The sequence below is a fragment of the Gemmatimonadota bacterium genome, from assembly GCA_021295815.1.
GTDB lineage: Bacteria > Gemmatimonadota > Gemmatimonadetes > Longimicrobiales > Gaopeijiaceae > JAGWBQ01.
Window position 1 is genome coordinate 93,123 of the sequence record JAGWBQ010000004.1, and the last position, 15,673, is coordinate 108,795.

Here is a 15,673-nt window from a genome sequence, read left to right on the forward strand (position 1 = left end):
AAGATGCGCCTGAATCTATCTCTACCGGTCTTCGCACTCACAGCGATGCTCGCCGTCGCCTGCGCCCAGGACGACGCGGCTTCCCCCAGCGACCTCACTATCATTAGCGACACCGTTGGTAACGTCATCCACGTCACCAACAGCGGGACACCGCCCCTAGCGCGCCTCGAACTTGTGGAGTCGATCGGGCCGACGACCCTGACCGACACGGGCTCACCGGAAGAGTTCGGCGGCGTGAACAGCGTGGCCCCCGGGCCGGCCGGGGAAGTCTTCGTGGCCGACGGACGCAACTTCGAGGTGAGGGTCTTCGGTCTGGATGGTGCCCACCGACGCACTTTCGGCCGGCAGGGCGAGGGGCCGGGTGAGTTCCGCAGCCTCTATTCGCTGGCGTGGGCGGGCGACCGGCTCCTGACCTACGATCCCGCCCAGGGCCGCATCGGCGAGTGGTCGGCCGAGGGTCAGTGGCTCGGGCAGCAGGCCACGGAGGGTGGATATTCGGGCCCGGTCAGCAGGGTGCGGCTGTACCCTGTAGGCCCCGACGAGTTGTTCCGGCCCGGGCTCGGCGCCAGTTACGAGTCGGAATACGGCTCTGCCTTAAAGTCGCTCTTGATCGGTCTGAACAGCCGCGGGGAGACGGGCGACACGCTGGCGCGGCTGGACGGCCCCGCTGGCGGTTTGCCATCCGGCATAACCTGCCAATCCGAGGGAATGATCAGCTTCTTCACGATCCCGTTTGCTCCACAGTTCGTTCAGCACCCCGGGCCGGGAGGCGTCATGTACTCCGCGCTCACGAGCACTTACCGCATCGCTGTCACTCGTTACGACGGTACCGACACCCTGCGGGTGATCGAACGACGGTTGCCGGTTGAACCCATCCAGGACGACGAATGGGAGGCCGGCAATAGGGACTACGAGGAGTGGCGCGCCGAGCAACGCGGCGCTTCCTGCGAGCCATCGGGACCCACCCGGCCCGACGGGAAGCCATTCATCGACGATCTCTTCATCGCGCCGGACGGCAAGCTCTGGGTGGAGGTGATGCGGACGGCCGGCAACCGTTGGGAGGTCTTCGACACCGGGGGCAAGCTGCTCGCCAGCTTCTCCGCACCGGAGCGCGGTGGGAGGGTCGTGCCGGCCTTCGGCCCTTCCGACCACCTGCTGACGATCCGCAAGGACAGCCTCGACCTAGACCACGTCGACGTGTGGCGCCTCGAACGGGGGAACTGAGGACGCGGGCAACTCCCCGAACTCTTGGTACCCCTTCCGGCAAAAGCCTCACCACGGTTTCGGGCACAAACGGCCTCGTCAGGACGAGCTTAAGCGCGCTTCCGTCACGCTCTCTGCGAACTGCCCGGAACGGTTGCCCGCCGGACCGTCGCAGGGCAAGTCCGGCCTCTCGGCCGCCAGCCTCACGGACAACGAGGGCGAAAATCTTCTGGGCACTTCCTGCCTCACCGCCACTGGAGGCGCCTGACCACTACTGTCTTCACATCGAGCTCGTCCCTTTCGATGAATGCGACCAGCCCATCGGGGCCGAAGGTGGCCAACCCAACCGGACGCACGGCAGTCTGCAATTGGAGCGTGCCCGCCGGGAACGTGCCACGGTAACGACCGTGCATGTCCAGCACATCGACGGGGCCGTACCTGTCTGCCGGATCCTCCCCGTGCCGCTGAACCCAGATTTCGCCGTCCCAACCTGTCTTCAGGTTACGGATGATGGAGACCTCCTCGAAGAACTGCAGTTGTTCGATCCGCTCAAGGGCCCTCGCACGGCTGCCCCGGGGGGATTCGCGCACGCCGCTCAGCACGCTTCCACCACCCGAGGCGCTCCTCTGTTGACGCTGCTTTTCCGCTTCGATCACCCGGTTCGTTACGGGGATCGGCTGGAGAGGCCGTTTCAGGATTCGCCAGACACCCTCTCCGGGGCGAGCGATCTTGACTTCGTAGGCCGACGAGTCCGAAAACGCCACGCTTCCATCGGGGAGAACGCCGACCAGCATGAGTGGACCAAAGGTCTTGTGCAACGGAAGATCCAACGTGACAAGGTCGCCGACCGTGTACGAGCTCGGCTCGCCGTCCGGCAACCAGCCATTCGCGACCGTGTCTTTCCTGGCCACCCTGTCCGTGAGTATCACGCGCACCACCGGGCGGGTTGTGTGACGGATGGTCCGTGCGGAACCCCCAATAACCAGGCCAAACGTCTGACTCCCAACCGCCGAAAAGACGGCCTGACCACCCGGATCCGGCAGCAGCTCCGTCAGTGTCAATGGGCCCGGCTCGGATGCCATGCGGACCCGGCGCTCGAATTCGCCTTTGGCGTCGAACAAGTGGTATGCACGATGACCTATGTCGGCGATTACGACCCGGCCGCCCCGCATGACCACGAGTCCATCGGCGTTCTGGAACTCGCCGGGACCTTCACCTCGCCGCCCGAAGGCGCGCACGAATCCGCCGTCGGGGCTCACCAAGGTGATGCGGGAGTTCTGGTTGTCGAGGATGTACAGCTGTCCCGCCCCGTCGAAACCCACCAAGCGCACATTCCCGAATTTCTCCCAATCCTCGCCGGACAAAACTCCGACCCGGTAGAGCTCTTCGAACCACAACTCCAGATGGTGGTCCTCCGCAGGCAGACTGATGATCTCCTGAGCACCTCCCGGGCCGCTTACCACGAGACCGGCTACTACGAAAAAGCTTCCGATTGATTTTCGGTTCATGCCCTTACGCCCTCGTCCTGCCGCCGCCTTCCGCCACCTTGCGCATCTGCGCTCTGCCGAGTCCGATGGAGAGCAGGATCCAGAGAGCCGCGAGGGGCCCGGTGGACGCTGCCGCCCATGCGAGGGTGAGGCCGAGAAGAGCGAAGACGGCATCGACGCCGGCTCCCGCCGCGTCGCCGAAGCGGTAAAGGAAGACGTCCACGACGGGTTTGGCCTTGTACTTTTCGGCCGGCGACAGCACGCTGAAGAGAGTTTCCCGCGCCGGACGTGAAATCGCGTACCGAGTCGCGCGGTGGATCGCGGCGAAGATGAGCATGACGCCGAACACGGGCCAGATCGCCAGCACGACGAAGCCCACCAGCGTCACGAGCGGCAGCACGGCGAGCGTCCAGCCGACTCCAACCTTGCGAATGACGTGCGTGGTTATGAGAACTTGGATGATCAAGGTCACGCCCTGCGCGACGTAGTCGAACTGCGCGAAATTGGCCACCAGGCTGCTGAATCCGTCGGACCCGGTGAGCACGATGTTCGCCTGGGCGAAATAGACCAGCGTGTTGCTGACCGCCATGAAGACGATCCAGAGTCCTACGCCCAGGAGGTAGCGCGATCTGAAGACGGCGGGGATCCCCTCCCAGAACGAGCCGCCGATCCTGGCGTCGGGTCCGGTGGGCGAGGGTTCGGTCTCGGCCTCGGCGGTCGCCGAGAGTCCGGATTCCGGGCCCGTGGTCGCAACGGGTTCGTCGGTGGCGTCCGACCTTGCCCGACGTGCCATTCCGTCGAGCACGAGCATCACGACGATCGCCAACGCGAAACAGAACGCACCGGTCATCATGAGTCCGGCCGGAAGATAGGGCGTGTCCGTGAGCGCGCTGATCCGGTTGGCGGTCCAACCGCCCGCGAGCGCTCCCAGGGTTCCGCCGATTCCAATGAATGCGAAGAGTCGTTTGCCCTGATCCACGTTGAAGATGTCCACCATGAAGGCCCAGAAGACGGCCGTGGTGAAGAGATTGATGGTCGTCAGCCAGATGTAGTAGGTGTACCCGATCCCTCGGGAGAGACCGGTCTGAGCGTCGGTGCCGATCACCCCTCCGCCGGACCTCACGTCGTAGACCAGCAGCGCCGCGAAGATCAGCAGGCACCCGATCACGAAGAGATAGGCCGTCGGGATGAAGCCGCGGCGATTCATTCTCGCCACCACTCCCCCGAAGAAGAGCACCGCGATCAGGGCGACAGCGGCGTTGACCACGAAGAGCACGCGCAGCTCGCCGAGCCCTCTCGCGACGCCCATCGCCTCCCGCAGAGGCCGCAGGAAGAAGTAGCCGCAGAGGACCAGGAAAAAGAAAAGCGCCGACATCGCGGCGAGCGGGAACTCTCCGCGCTTCATGTTGAAGAGGCGCCTCATGGGCCTATTCGGCGAGATTTCCCGCATGTGCGACTCCAGGCTGTTGAGCGTGGCGGAAGGTGGGCGGAGCTCGGCTAGCCGGTCGGCTCTCCCATCGCGTGCCATTCGGCGAGCGCTTCGGCTTCGCGTTCGGCCGAGACTCCGGACCGGAACTCCGCCTGACGTTCGGCGGAGCGGGAGAAATGGAAGGCGAGCGTCGAGGCGGTCGTGTCGGCCAGCGAGCGAAAGGTCAGCCCCTTCTCGACCTCGGGGGTGAGATCGAAACGAGCGAAGCCCTCGGCGCCGTCGCGGGCCGGACGCCAGACCGGGAGTTCGGCGTAGGGGCGCAGACCGGCATTGATGAGGAAGTCCGTTTCCACCCAGGTGAAGGTGGTCTCGGCCGTGGTGACCGCCCTCATTCCGTAGAGCAGCTCGGTCATGGGCCGGGGAACGGCCGGTCCGACCACGTTGTACGTGCCGCTCTCGCCGTCTTCGCACATGCGCACGAGCCAGTCGCCGAAATCGCGCACGTCGATGACCTGTACCGGGTCGGTCCCGTCGCCAGGCGCCAGCACCTCGCCGCCGCGGTGGATGCGAACCGGCCAGTAGGTGAAGCGGTCCGTTGGATCTCCGGGGCCGACGATCAGGCCGGGACGGAAGACGATGGTGCGATCCGCACCGAAGTGATCGCGTGCGATCTGCTCGCTGAGAGCCTTGGCGAGACCGTAGTGGCTCGACTCGTTGCCGGGTTCGATCCCAGCGGTCTCGCGGGTCCACACCGGCGCCTCGATGTTCATGGGAACGCGGCTGGTGTCGGAATAGACCGACCGGGTGGATACGAAGACGTAGCGCTCGCAGGAATCCTTGAGCAGGTCCGCGCTCAGATCGACCCAGTCCGGGGCGCGGGTGGCCGAGTTGTCGACGACCACGTCCCAGGTACGCCCCTTCAGCGCCTCCAGATCGTTGGCGCGGTCACCGATGAGCGTCTCGACGTCGGTGAAGAGATCGGGATTCGTGCGACCTCGATTGAAGAGCGTGACTTCGTGACCGCGCGAAAGGGCGTAGCCGACCTGATGGGGGCCTATGAAGCCGGTGCCGCCGAGGATGAGGATGCGGAGCGATCGTGAAGGCGGCGGTGGCTCGGGACGGCCCGGGAACCCGGCGGCGTCCGGTCCCGCATTCGCGTTCCGGGCCCCCTCGGTCTCCGAGCTCTGAAGCGAGCAGCCGCCGACGGCGGCCGATCCCACCCCGGCCGCGAGAACGCCTCCGGCCGCGGCCGAGGTCTTGAGGAAGTCGCGTCGAGTGGTGTCCATGGCGCCGGATCCTTGCGGGTTGAGGGGTCGAACGGCTCACGACGCCCGCACGGGCCGCCTGCCGCTCACATATTACGCCGGGGGAGGCGACGAGCGCAACCGTTCGTCAGGGCCCGCTTCCATCACTCGGGGATCCGTAGCCCGGCAGGCCTCATCCGTCCGTCTCCATCTCCACCGCCCGGGCCTCCGATTCTCCGACCGCCGGCTCCCGGCGGCGAAAGACCGAACGAAGTCGCTCGCTCCACGACCGCCGGCGCGCGAGCACGATCTGCACCCGCTCCCCCGCCGTCGTGACGTCTCGCTCTTCACGGACGCGTCCAGCCTCGCATCTTGCTCCGCCACCGAGACCGTCCACGTGGACGAAGTGCACGTCTTCGCCCGGTTCGGGGCATGCGATCCGGTATCTCCGGCCGTCCCAGATGAAATCCTCGTAAGCTTGCCCGCGCCATTCCCGTTCAAGGAAAACCTCGTCCTCCACCGCCCATGCGCACGGTCCCAACCGCTCCCCGCGACGGTAGTAGTCCGCCTCGAAGGAGTCCCCGCGGTATCTGCGGAAGCTCTGCTCCATCGCGTGGTCGACGTCGCCGAGATCGTCCGCGTCCACCAGGGATTCGAGGTGGTGCTGGAGCTCGTGGGTGACGGTCTCGTAGATCTGTTCGCGCCAGTCGAACTCGGGGTCGATCTCCGCAAGCGCCCGGAACGAGCCCCAGTGGAGAATGATGAGCGAGCGGACGGTTTCCGGCCCCTCCCAGCCCGAGGGATATGACTCGGTCAGGCACTCCCCCAATGTGAACACGTCCTCGAAATCAGGGTGTGTGAGCCTCTCCCTCTTAATTGTGAGCCCGTCCACACCGGTCCGGTAGGCTGGGGGTATCTCCTCGAAAATTCGTCGCGCCGCGACTTCGAACGAATGGAAATCCATCAGGCGGTGACGGACGGTCTCCGGCCCGACCGGCTTAGGGTCCCGACGGAGTCACCGGCAGCGGGCGGTTCCGGTGCCGCAGCCTTCAAGCCGCACCCTGTCAGGGAGAGGGCGACGGGGCTCGCCGCCGGCCATCGAAGGATTTCGCGACGGCTCGCGGACGCCCCTGGTCCTGCGGACGTGCTCGACGGCTCGACCATTACCGACATGAACGAGCCTAAACCGGCTCGGCCAGCGCCCGCAGGATCTCCTCGGGGCTCGGAAAGCGTCGCAATTTCTTCTTCGAGAAAATGAGCCTGCCGTCGGACTCCACCTCGAAGCGACCGCCAGATGACGACACCAGCTCGATGTCGGCGTCAGGGTGACGGTCGGTGATGCTGGCCGCCAAACTGACGGCTTTAGGCTTGTAGTTTCACATCGAGCAGTATTCGATCGAGATGCGCATTGCGGTTCGATGGCTGGATGGGACGGGCGTCGGGCGGGCCGGACGCGGCTCCCAATGTTAGCCGGAAATCTGTGGCCGGGCACGGTTTCCCGGGCTGGGCTTGAGCTTCCGATGCGAGGGCGTGAGTCCGGGAGTCGAGACGAGAGGTCGGGTGCCGCCGTGCTGAACACGGGTCCTGGTCGCCCGCACCCTGGGTCGACAACGAGCCTGGTCGCAGGCGGTCCGGACCTCATGGGCAGGGGATTACCAGCCCAGACTCTCGCCTCCGTCCACTACCAGCGTCTCGCCCGTCACGTAGGACGCGCTCGCCAGGAATACCACCGCGCGGACAACGTCCTCGGGCGACGGATTCGCGGCCAGCGGCACCATCCGACGAACGCGCGCGACGTCTTCCGCGTCGAAGTGCTTCGGGGAAAGCACGTCGCCGGGCGCGACCGCGTTCACCCGCACATCGGGAGCCAGTCGTCCGGCTGCGATCCGCGTTAGCTGCAGAAGCCCCGCCTTCGCGACCGAGTGGTGCGGATGGCTCGTCCACGGCCGCACGGCCGAAAGATCCGCGATGTTGACCACCGAACCTCGCCTGGCGCGCAGAAGCGGCGCCGTCTCCCGGATCATTAGGAAGGGCGCCCTCAAGTTCAGGGCCAGCACCGCGTCCCACTCGTCCGCGCCAGTGTCGAGAATATCTCCAGAAACGAAGCTCGCAGCCGAGTTCACGAGCAGATCGAGCTTCCCGAAGGCCTTCTCGAGCTTGCGGCACAGGGCAACCGCGCCTGCTTCTTCGGTGAGATCGGCCTGCACGACATGAGCGCGTCTTCCGAGCCCCCGGACCCGGGCGGCCGCGGTCTCCGCCTCGGCTTCCGACCGATTGTAGTGAAGGAGGAGGTCCCAGCCTCGTTCGGCCAGCCCGACCGTGATCGCGCGGCCGAGTCGAACGGCTCCGCCCGTGACGAGCGCCACCCGGCGATTCCCGGTCCGTTCCCGGTCGGTACCGCCCCGATTGTGGAAACCCTTCGGCGTCGGGCGATGCTCGTCCACCGTGAGAGGTCGCGTGCGGACCGTCAGGTCAGGTAGCGCCCCTTCAGCAGACGTCGGTGATGATCCGAGTGACCGGCGACGATCCAGAGCAGTCCCCGCACGGAAAACTTCCGCCCCGATGCCTCGCCCACCCTGTCCCACATGTCCCCGTCGAGACCCTGCGCCAGAGTGGAGGTCGCGGCGCGCACGCTCCGGAACTCGGATGCGAGCTCCTTGAGCGGCCGCTCGTGAGCGTTCGAGTGACGGGCGTAGGAGTTCTCGTCGAAGCCGGGGTACGGACCGCGGTCGCCGCGGGAGAACGCGAGCGCTCTGGAAGCGAACATCCGCTCGGCGTCGACGACGTGGCCCACCACTTCGCGGACCGACCACTTGCCCTCCGCGTATCGGTGGCGCTCGAGAGCGGGCGTGACATCGGCCACGAGCTCCTCCCAAGCCTGCGAGTCGTTTTCGAGAGCCTCCTCGAGCGTCTCGCCGACAACCCGCTCGACGTAAGGAGCGTAGAACGGATGAATCTCGAAGGATGCGGGTCGGTGCGACAAGGGAGGACGGATCATGGATTCCGGAGCTCGGTGAGCAGGGGAGCGAAGTGCGTCCTACCGCGCGAGTCCGGCTTGGTTTCAGCGGAACCGAACCGTCGACTCAAAGGCTCGCGTGCTGATCCGGCAGCTCGCACCGGGAATCCCGGCTAGTTCCGCATCTCTTCGAGCTGGGCGACGTCGAAGCCGTCGCGAATGCCCTCGAACTCTTCCACGGTGACGGCGTCGGCTTCCATCAACACGAGAAAGCGGCCCTCGACCAGGATCGCGAACTCGACGTCTCCCTGCCCGCCGTCGGAGCCGCGCCGAGGTTCGAACCCCATGTACCCGGGGTGGCCGCGGTACGTTATCGAGCGAGCCCAGCCCTGCCCGTCCCGTTCGTCAAGCTCCTGCCCGAACTCTCCGATCACGCCGTCGGGTCCGTGTAGCGGAAGCGCGCCAACGTCGACGACGACGACCTCCAGGTCCGTCCTGCCCGGACCCGAGTACGTCGCTGTCGCGATCGCAAGCGTGTATCCGGCCAACCCCACGCGCTCCCGGTTACGGTCCAGGCGATCGAGCTTCCCGAGCTCGTCGGGAAGGAGGTCGTAGAAGTCCACCGGATCGACGGCCTCTTCCACCAGCTTCTCGCCGAGAAGCGAGTCGCTCCATTCAAAGGGGAGCGCGTAGAGATCCTCGATGATCGCGGGCAGACTCGCCTGGATCTCTTCCGCCAGCTCCTGCACGCTCTCCGAGATCGCGTCGGCGACGTCCTGAACGGCTTCGGAGATCGCACCGGCTAGCTCGGCCGATCCCTCGTCCGCCTCACGCCGGAGGTCTTCCGCCGCCTCGGAGATCTCAGGCACATCGACGTCGTTCTCGTCGGAATACTCGCAGCCGGCGACCGCGAGGCCCGCGAGCGCAGCGACGAAAACGGTGGTGCGGGTTATCTTCAACGACATGGCTGTTCGCTCCGTTCCCGTGATACGTGATAGTTAAAGGGTGTTGCACCTGCGGGCCGTTACGCTCGGCGGGTGGTCCCGGTTTCAGAAAAGTACGACCGTTGAGGCCAGACCGTCCATCGCGGAACGGGATGTGCCGACCCGGACGTCAGTCTTCGCAACCTTGCACATCACACCCGACCCGCGCCATCTTCCGCGCATGAAAATCTCACCTCTCGCGCTGATCTGCATGCTGAGCGCCTGTTCCGCAGCCACCATCGGCCCCGGCGCCTCCGCGCCGAACTCCTCGTCGGGGCCTGCGACCGCGAGTGCGCCGGAGGAGCCGACGCCCCTACCCGCCAACCCTGCGGCTATCCCTGCGGAAGAGGCCCCGGCCTCCCCTTACGAATCCGAAACCGAGGCTCCCGCTCTCGCCTTCTCCATCGACCAGGCCAACTTCGGACGCGACGTCTTCAGGGCGTCGTGCACCGCGTGCCATTCGTCGAGCGAGTTCAGCGACCGTTCCTTCAAGTTCAAATGGCGCAGACGCAGCGCCGGCGATCTCTATCGGCACATGTACTCCACCATGCCGGAGGACGCTCCCGGATCCCTGGCGCCTTCGGAATACGTGGCGCTGGTGGCGTACGTGCTCCGGCTGAACGGAGTGGATGCAGGCGAGGGCGAGCTCCCGGCCGACGAAGAGGCGCTCGAAGGCCTCAGCTTGGCCGCGATCGCCAACTGACCCCCCCTCAAACCACCACCCAGATGATCGACAGACGCGATTTCCTGAAGACCGCCGGGAAAGGGGTCGGCATAGCGGGCGCCGGCCTCGTCCTGCCGACCGGAGGCCCGGCGTCCGGAGGGAACCGCAGCCCTTCGAGCGAACGGCAGGAGGGTGGGGCGCCGTTCGTCCGTTCAGGGCAAATGCCGGACGTGGTGGTCGTGGGCGCCGGCAACTTCGGCACCTGGACCGCCTATCACCTTCGGCGGCTGGGAGCGAGAGTCACCCTCGTCGACCAGTACGGACCAGGCAACTCCCGATCGGCGTCCGGAGGCGAGACCAGGGGAGTGCGCACGTCCTACGGGGACCGCCCGCACGGGATCGACTGGTCGAAGTGGGCCGCCCGCGCGATCGAACGCTGGCAGGAGTGGGACGAGGAGCACTTCGCGAAAGGCATGCTCCCGCGCCTCTTCTTCACGACCGGCGACATCATCATGCGAGACGAGATGACGCCCTTCATGGAGCAGTCGATCGAGAACTGGCGGGAGATGGACTGGCCCTACGAGGTGTTGAGCGCGGACGAGATCCGCTACCGCTGGTCCGTCATCCGCACGCCGGACGTGGACGTCGGCCTCTACGAACCCCGGGCCGGCGTGGTGCGCGCGCGCAGGGCGATGGAGTCGGTGGCACAGGTATTCCAGATGGAAGGCGGCGAGCTCGTGATCGGCAAGGCGCGGCCTCCGGAGGCTGCCGGGCGGCGGATCGACCATGTCCTGGTGGGCGACGGCGAGAGGGTGGCCGGAGGCGCCTTCGTCTTCGCGCTCGGTCCGTGGTTCCCCAAGTACTTCCCCGAACTCATGGGAAGGCGGCTGCGCACGAGCACGGTAGGCCACACCTACTACTTCGCGACTCCGCCCGGAGACGAGGGCTACCGCCACCCGAACTGTCCCAGCTACAACGTCCCGGGTGTGACGGGCTGGCCGGCGCTCGGCAGCGATTCCCGCGGATTCCGGATCCGCACCGGCGGCGCCAGCTTCGACGATCCCGACACAAGCATCCGCTGGATCCCGGAGGATCGCCACGACCGCCCGCGCGGAGTTCTCGCCAAGTACTTTCCGGCTCTCGCCGAGCTGCCCATCAACGAGACCCGGGCCTGCCACTACTGCGGCACGGTCTCGCGCAACTTCATCATCGACCGGCATCCCGGCTTCGACAACGGTTGGTTGGCGGGCGGAGGATCGGCCGAGTCCTTCAAGCAGGGGCCGGTCCTCGGCGAGTACGTCGCCCGGCGAGTCCTCGACCAAAGGGCTTCCGACGATCCCGACGTCGCTCTGGACGAGGGCTTCCGGCTCGCGGAGGAGGAGTTTCCCGAAGACGAGGGCAACTGGTCCGATGGGGAAGGGGAGGGTTGGGTCGACCGGTAATCGGTCGCAATATCGCTGCGGACAGTGATTCCGAGACCTCGAAGCATGATCGGGCGGCACGGCCGCGCGGGTGGGCGCTCCGGCGACGTGATCGCACATCCGGACGGAACGATCCCGACGGTCGGCGCTCTCCGAGCTCCGACCATGGACCGCCAGCTCACCCTGACTCGCTTCATCGAACGGGCCGGGTCACTCTTCGGCGCCCGCGAGGTGGTGAGCTGTAACGGCGGCGAACGCGAGCGGCTCACCTGGCGTGGGATCGCGGATCGGACGGCACGTATGGTCGGAGCCCTGAGGCGGACGGGCGTGAAGCCCGGGGACCGGGTGGCGACGCTTGCCTGGAACCATCACCGCCATCTCGAGCTCTACTTCGCCGTTCCGGCGATGGGTGCGGTGCTGCACACGGTCAACCCGCGGCTCGCGCCCGGACAGATCGACCGCATTCTCATGGACGGCGGCTCCAGACTGATCTTCGCCGACCCCGACCTGCGCGACCTCGTGCCCCACCGGCTGGAGGTGGCCGACCACGAGGCCCTAGTGAACGCCGGACCGTCGGAGCCCTTCCCGGAGCTCTCGGAGTGGACGGCGTGCGGTCTTTGCCACACTTCGGGAACGACCGGCGACCCCAAGGGCGTCCTCTACTCTCACCGCGCCCTGGTGCTTCATGCGCTGGCCATAGCTCTTCCGGACGGCTTCGGTATCGCGGAGCGCGACACCGTGCTCCCGGTCGTGCCGATGTTCCACGCTTCGGCCTGGGGGATGCCCTACGCCGCGGCAATGACCGGAGCGGGGCTGGTGCTTCCCGGTCCTCGCCCGAACGCCCGGCGCGTCGCGGAGCTGCTGTCGGCGGAATGCGTGACCTTTGCCGCCGGAGTGCCCATGATCTGGAACGAGGTGCTCGATGAGCTGCGCCGCGAACCGCGGCCGCTTTCGCCGGACTTGCGCATTCACGCCGGCGGCGCACCTTCGCCACCTTCTCTTGTCGACGCCTGGGAGAAAGAGTTGGGCGTCGAGGTGATCACCGGCTGGGGCATGACCGAGATTTCTCCGGTGGGTGCCGTCACCCATCCGCGAGCGAACCGGCGGAGGCCGGGCTCGGCTACCGCCCCGGTTCGGCCTCGGGACCCGGATGGCGCCCCGGATTCGGGCTCGGCGTTCGGCTGGGCGGAGGGCTCGTCGGCCCGGTACTCGCAGGGAACACCGCTTCCCCTGGTGGAGACGCGCATTACCGACGACGACGCCCGCGAGCTGGCCCGTGACGGCATCGGCGTCGGCGAACTTGAGGTGCGCGGACCGTGGGTTGCGGGCTCCTACTTCGGACGCGACCCGGAGGACGACCCCGATGCCTTCCGCGACGGATGGCTGCGTACCGGCGACATCGCCACGATGGACGCCGAAGGCTACATTCGGCTCGTGGACCGCTCCAAGGACCTGGTGCGTTCAGGCGGCGAGTGGATATCGTCCGTTCAGCTCGAAAACGCCATCGCCGGCGTCGGCGGCGTGGCCGACGCGGCGGTGGTGGCGATGCCCCATCCGCGCTGGCAGGAGCGGCCTTGCGCCTTCGTGGTCCCGAAAGCGCCGCCCGATACGTACGCGGAGCACTCCCTCAGAGGAGAGGTCCTCCGCGAGCTCGGCTCCCTTTTCCCGAAGTGGTGGCTTCCGGACAGAATAGAGTTCATCCGCGAGATTCCGCGCACCGCCACGGGCAAGATCGACAAGCGCCGGCTCCGTATCGCCGCAGCTTCGCCGGAGGACGGAAAGTGAATCCCGACTCGAACGCCCGCTTCCGCTTCCACCATCCCGTGGAGGTCCGGTTCGTGGATCTGGATGCGGCATCGCACGTTCACCACTCCAGGGTCCTCGTCTACTTCGAAGAAGCGCGCTGGGCCTATTGGACCGAGCTGATGGGGTGGCCCGAGGAGGGCGAGTGGGGTTTCGTGCTCGCCAGGGCGCATGTGCGCTGGCGAAGGCGCATCTTCTGGCCGCAGACCCTCACGGTGGGAGTGCGCGTGAGCGCCATCGGTCGCCGCAGCTTCGAAATGGAGTTCGAGGTCGCCGACGCCGAGGGTGACGTTCTGGCGTGCGGAGGCAGCACCCAGGTCACCTACGACTTCGCCAAGGGGCGCTCGATCGCCGTGCCTGAAGACCTCCGGGAGAAGTTCACCGACTTCGACGGCCCCTTTTCAAGTGGCTGACGGGCGCGAGCGGCTTCCGCGGCACCCGGACCTGGAATGGCGAACGGACCGCGGACGGCGAGGGGCGTGAGCGGGCGGGATGGCGCCGGATGCGCCGACCGCGACCAACTTTACGTGGTATCGTTATGTGCTTAACTTATTCGTCCACTTTAGACCGATGGCCAGTGAGAGCCGGCCACCGGAGAAGAGCCCAGATACGTCGCGGAACCTGCGACGGACGCACACCCGCGGAGGGTGTGAAGCGGGGAAGGCACCCCGGGAGAGAACAGGAAATGGTTGGAAGGTTCGTAGCTGCCGTCGCGCTCGCGACTCTGATCGTCGACGCCCCGGTTGATCTGGCGGCGCAGGATGCCGCGCGCCCGCGCATCCTGATCCCTTACTTCACGCCGGCCGAGGAGGTCAGTGACCGCTTCGGGAAGGAGATCAGCAAGAAGCTTCAGGAGATCATCAACCGGACGCACCCGCTCTACGTCGCGATCCCCGAGAGAGAGATCAAGGACGCCGTCAAGAACTTCGACCTGAACATCGAGGACCTCACCTGCGTCCAAGCCCGGCAGCTCTCGAGCCACATCGACGCCGCCATCGTCATGTGCGGCTCCTATACGGAGGAGGCCGGCAAGCGCTACGCCTTCGTTTCGGAAATCTGGGACATGAAGACGAGCGAAAAGCTCGATATCACGCCCCACACGGTTGCCGAGAAGGATTACGAGCAAGCCGCCGACCACATCCTCGGGGAGTTCGACACCTACGTCGAGATTGTCCGGTCACGCCAATTCTGCGCCGAATCTCAGGCGAGCCAGCAATGGGAGAACGCCCTGCGCCAGTGTGACAACGCCCTCCGACTCAATCCCACCGCAAACTCGGTCAGATACCGTCGGGCCCGCATTCTCATGGAGATGAACCGTCTCCCGGAGGCGCTCGAGGAGCTGGAAACCGTGATAGCGGCGGACGCCGTTCACGCCGAAGCTTACGAAAGCGCCGGCTACGTCGCGACGCAGATCGCCGAGACCGAGGAAGACAAGCTCGTCGCGCGGGGCTATTTGGAGAAGTACCTCGAGCTGAACCCAATGAACGCTGGGACACGCATGACCGTCGCGTGGGGGCTGGCCCAGGCCGGAGACCCTGTCGGCGCCATGGGGCTCATCTCCGCCGGTCTCGAACTCGACGCCGAGAACGTCGACCTCTGGGAGCAGTACGGCAATTTCGCCTTCAACGCCGCCGAGCAGGCCAACACCGGCGGGGCCGCCGCCGAGCTCAATCCGGAGACGGAGCGCCACTACCGCGAGGCCATCGACGCTTACGGTCGCTTGTACGACGCGAGGGGTGCCGAGACCCAAGTCGGGCGGCTTCGCAACGTCATGGCCGCCTACCTCCAGTTAGGTGATGTCGATGGCGCCTTGGAGCTGGGCGCGAGGGCGACGGAGACCCACGCGGAAGAGCCGGATATCTGGTCGATTTACGCCCAGGGGCTCTTCGATTCCGGTCACCTCGACGAGTCCTTGGAGGCATTGAACCAGCTCGAGGCCATCAACCCGAACTACCAGAACCTCGCGGTTCGCAAGGCGACGATCCTGTTGGTGCAGGACCAACTCGAGGATGCCGTCGCTCTATTGACCCGTGCGGTCGCCACCGGTCGGACCGACGCCGATGCGGCCGGCAACATCCTGTACAACGACGCCGCCTTGAACGGCTACCAGAAAAACGACTGGACGTACACCATCACGCGTCTGGTGCCGGCCAAGCAGATCGAAGGCGTATCGTCCGGCTTCGTGAGCAAGGCGGATTTCCTGCACGGCTACTCTCTCTATGAGTCCGCTGTCAGGCGCCAGGAGCCTAGCACCTTGGCGAGCGCGAACGCCACGCTGCCCGACTTCAGGCGGGTAATCACCCTTATGGACGGAGCAGCCGAATACGCTGCCTCCAGCGGTAGGACGGCCAACGTAAACGAAATCGTGGCGGCGGCGACCCAGTACGTCGACATTCAGGAGGCGATCATCCGCCGGGGCGGCGTCTGACGAACCGACTTTTCTTTTAGACACCCGGTCTTCCCTCCCCCGGTGACGGGAGGGG

The 15,673-nt window shown here is 66.2% G+C and carries 14 protein-coding genes; 6 read left to right on the forward strand and 8 right to left on the reverse strand.

From position 1 onward, the window contains the following. The first annotated feature begins 3 nt into the window (after positions 1-3). The gene (locus J4G12_02485; GenBank protein MCE2454672.1) at positions 4-1,224 is read left to right on the forward strand and encodes a hypothetical protein; all 1,221 of its coding nucleotides are present in this window, start codon (positions 4-6) and stop codon (positions 1,222-1,224) included. 224 nt (positions 1,225-1,448) lie between these two features. Here the strand turns inward: J4G12_02485 and J4G12_02490 are convergent, their stop codons facing one another. The 8 genes from J4G12_02490 to J4G12_02525 all read right to left on the reverse strand — a co-directional run bounded on the left by J4G12_02490 (position 1,449) and on the right by J4G12_02525 (position 9,284). After that, complete coding sequence (locus tag J4G12_02490) at positions 1,449-2,711, reverse strand: hypothetical protein (GenBank protein ID MCE2454673.1); 1,263 nt, start codon at positions 2,709-2,711, stop codon at positions 1,449-1,451. A 4-nt stretch (positions 2,712-2,715) separates the two neighbouring features. Beyond that, positions 2,716-4,218 carry a hypothetical protein gene (locus tag J4G12_02495; GenBank protein MCE2454674.1) on the reverse strand — a complete coding sequence of 501 codons (1,503 nt, stop codon included), beginning with the start codon at positions 4,216-4,218 and terminating at the stop codon, positions 2,716-2,718. Continuing rightward, positions 4,188-5,405 (reverse strand): NAD-dependent epimerase/dehydratase family protein, encoded by a 1,218-nt coding sequence (locus tag J4G12_02500; GenBank protein MCE2454675.1) that lies wholly within the window; start codon positions 5,403-5,405, stop codon positions 4,188-4,190. The genes J4G12_02495 and J4G12_02500 overlap by 31 nt, the downstream gene beginning before the upstream one ends. 151 nt (positions 5,406-5,556) lie before the next feature. Next, complete coding sequence (locus J4G12_02505) at positions 5,557-6,327, reverse strand: metallopeptidase family protein (GenBank protein MCE2454676.1); 771 nt, start codon at positions 6,325-6,327, stop codon at positions 5,557-5,559. A 217-nt stretch (positions 6,328-6,544) separates the two neighbouring features. Then, positions 6,545-6,715 carry an Rdx family protein gene (locus J4G12_02510; GenBank protein MCE2454677.1) on the reverse strand — a complete coding sequence of 57 codons (171 nt, stop codon included), beginning with the start codon at positions 6,713-6,715 and terminating at the stop codon, positions 6,545-6,547. A gap of 300 nt (positions 6,716-7,015) precedes the next feature. Continuing rightward, positions 7,016-7,807 carry an SDR family oxidoreductase gene (locus J4G12_02515; protein ID MCE2454678.1) on the reverse strand — a complete coding sequence of 264 codons (792 nt, stop codon included), beginning with the start codon at positions 7,805-7,807 and terminating at the stop codon, positions 7,016-7,018. Positions 7,808-7,830: 23 nt separating this feature from the next. Continuing rightward, positions 7,831-8,361 carry a DinB family protein gene (locus J4G12_02520; protein MCE2454679.1) on the reverse strand — a complete coding sequence of 177 codons (531 nt, stop codon included), beginning with the start codon at positions 8,359-8,361 and terminating at the stop codon, positions 7,831-7,833. A 131-nt stretch (positions 8,362-8,492) separates the two neighbouring features. Continuing rightward, entirely contained in the window at positions 8,493-9,284 is a 792-nt protein-coding gene (locus J4G12_02525; protein MCE2454680.1) for a hypothetical protein, read from the reverse strand. Between the two features lie 199 nt (positions 9,285-9,483). On the opposite strand from J4G12_02525, the gene J4G12_02530 reads away from it, so the two are divergent. From J4G12_02530 to J4G12_02550, 5 genes are all read left to right on the forward strand, one after another. Further along, positions 9,484-10,005 carry a cytochrome c gene (locus tag J4G12_02530; protein ID MCE2454681.1) on the forward strand — a complete coding sequence of 174 codons (522 nt, stop codon included), beginning with the start codon at positions 9,484-9,486 and terminating at the stop codon, positions 10,003-10,005. Between the two features lie 23 nt (positions 10,006-10,028). Then, positions 10,029-11,408 (forward strand): FAD-dependent oxidoreductase, encoded by a 1,380-nt coding sequence (locus J4G12_02535; protein ID MCE2454682.1) that lies wholly within the window; start codon positions 10,029-10,031, stop codon positions 11,406-11,408. Between the two features lie 144 nt (positions 11,409-11,552). Beyond that, positions 11,553-13,172, forward strand: coding sequence for an AMP-binding protein (locus J4G12_02540; GenBank protein MCE2454683.1), 1,620 nt, complete (start codon positions 11,553-11,555; stop codon positions 13,170-13,172). Beyond that, positions 13,169-13,603 (forward strand): acyl-CoA thioesterase, encoded by a 435-nt coding sequence (locus J4G12_02545; GenBank protein MCE2454684.1) that lies wholly within the window; start codon positions 13,169-13,171, stop codon positions 13,601-13,603. The genes J4G12_02540 and J4G12_02545 overlap by 4 nt, the downstream gene beginning before the upstream one ends. Positions 13,604-13,875: 272 nt before the next feature. Continuing rightward, positions 13,876-15,618 (forward strand): tetratricopeptide repeat protein, encoded by a 1,743-nt coding sequence (locus J4G12_02550; GenBank protein ID MCE2454685.1) that lies wholly within the window; start codon positions 13,876-13,878, stop codon positions 15,616-15,618. The last annotated feature ends 55 nt before the right edge of the window (positions 15,619-15,673 follow it).

Excerpts from the sequence above, each read along its gene's own strand:
- J4G12_02485 (MCE2454672.1), top strand. The coding sequence starts at position 4 with ATGCGCCTGAATCTATCTCTACCGGTCTTCGCACTCACAGCGATGCTC.
- J4G12_02490 (MCE2454673.1), bottom strand. The coding sequence starts at position 2,711 with ATGAACCGAAAATCAATCGGAAGCTTTTTCGTAGTAGCCGGTCTCGTG.
- J4G12_02495 (MCE2454674.1), bottom strand. The coding sequence starts at position 4,218 with ATGGCACGCGATGGGAGAGCCGACCGGCTAGCCGAGCTCCGCCCACCT.
- J4G12_02500 (MCE2454675.1), bottom strand. The coding sequence starts at position 5,405 with ATGGACACCACTCGACGCGACTTCCTCAAGACCTCGGCCGCGGCCGGA.
- J4G12_02505 (MCE2454676.1), bottom strand. The coding sequence starts at position 6,327 with ATGGATTTCCATTCGTTCGAAGTCGCGGCGCGACGAATTTTCGAGGAG.
- J4G12_02520 (MCE2454679.1), bottom strand. The coding sequence starts at position 8,361 with ATGATCCGTCCTCCCTTGTCGCACCGACCCGCATCCTTCGAGATTCAT.
- J4G12_02525 (MCE2454680.1), bottom strand. The coding sequence starts at position 9,284 with ATGTCGTTGAAGATAACCCGCACCACCGTTTTCGTCGCTGCGCTCGCG.
- J4G12_02530 (MCE2454681.1), top strand. The coding sequence starts at position 9,484 with ATGAAAATCTCACCTCTCGCGCTGATCTGCATGCTGAGCGCCTGTTCC.
- J4G12_02535 (MCE2454682.1), top strand. The coding sequence starts at position 10,029 with ATGATCGACAGACGCGATTTCCTGAAGACCGCCGGGAAAGGGGTCGGC.
- J4G12_02540 (MCE2454683.1), top strand. The coding sequence starts at position 11,553 with ATGGACCGCCAGCTCACCCTGACTCGCTTCATCGAACGGGCCGGGTCA.
- J4G12_02550 (MCE2454685.1), top strand. The coding sequence starts at position 13,876 with ATGGTTGGAAGGTTCGTAGCTGCCGTCGCGCTCGCGACTCTGATCGTC.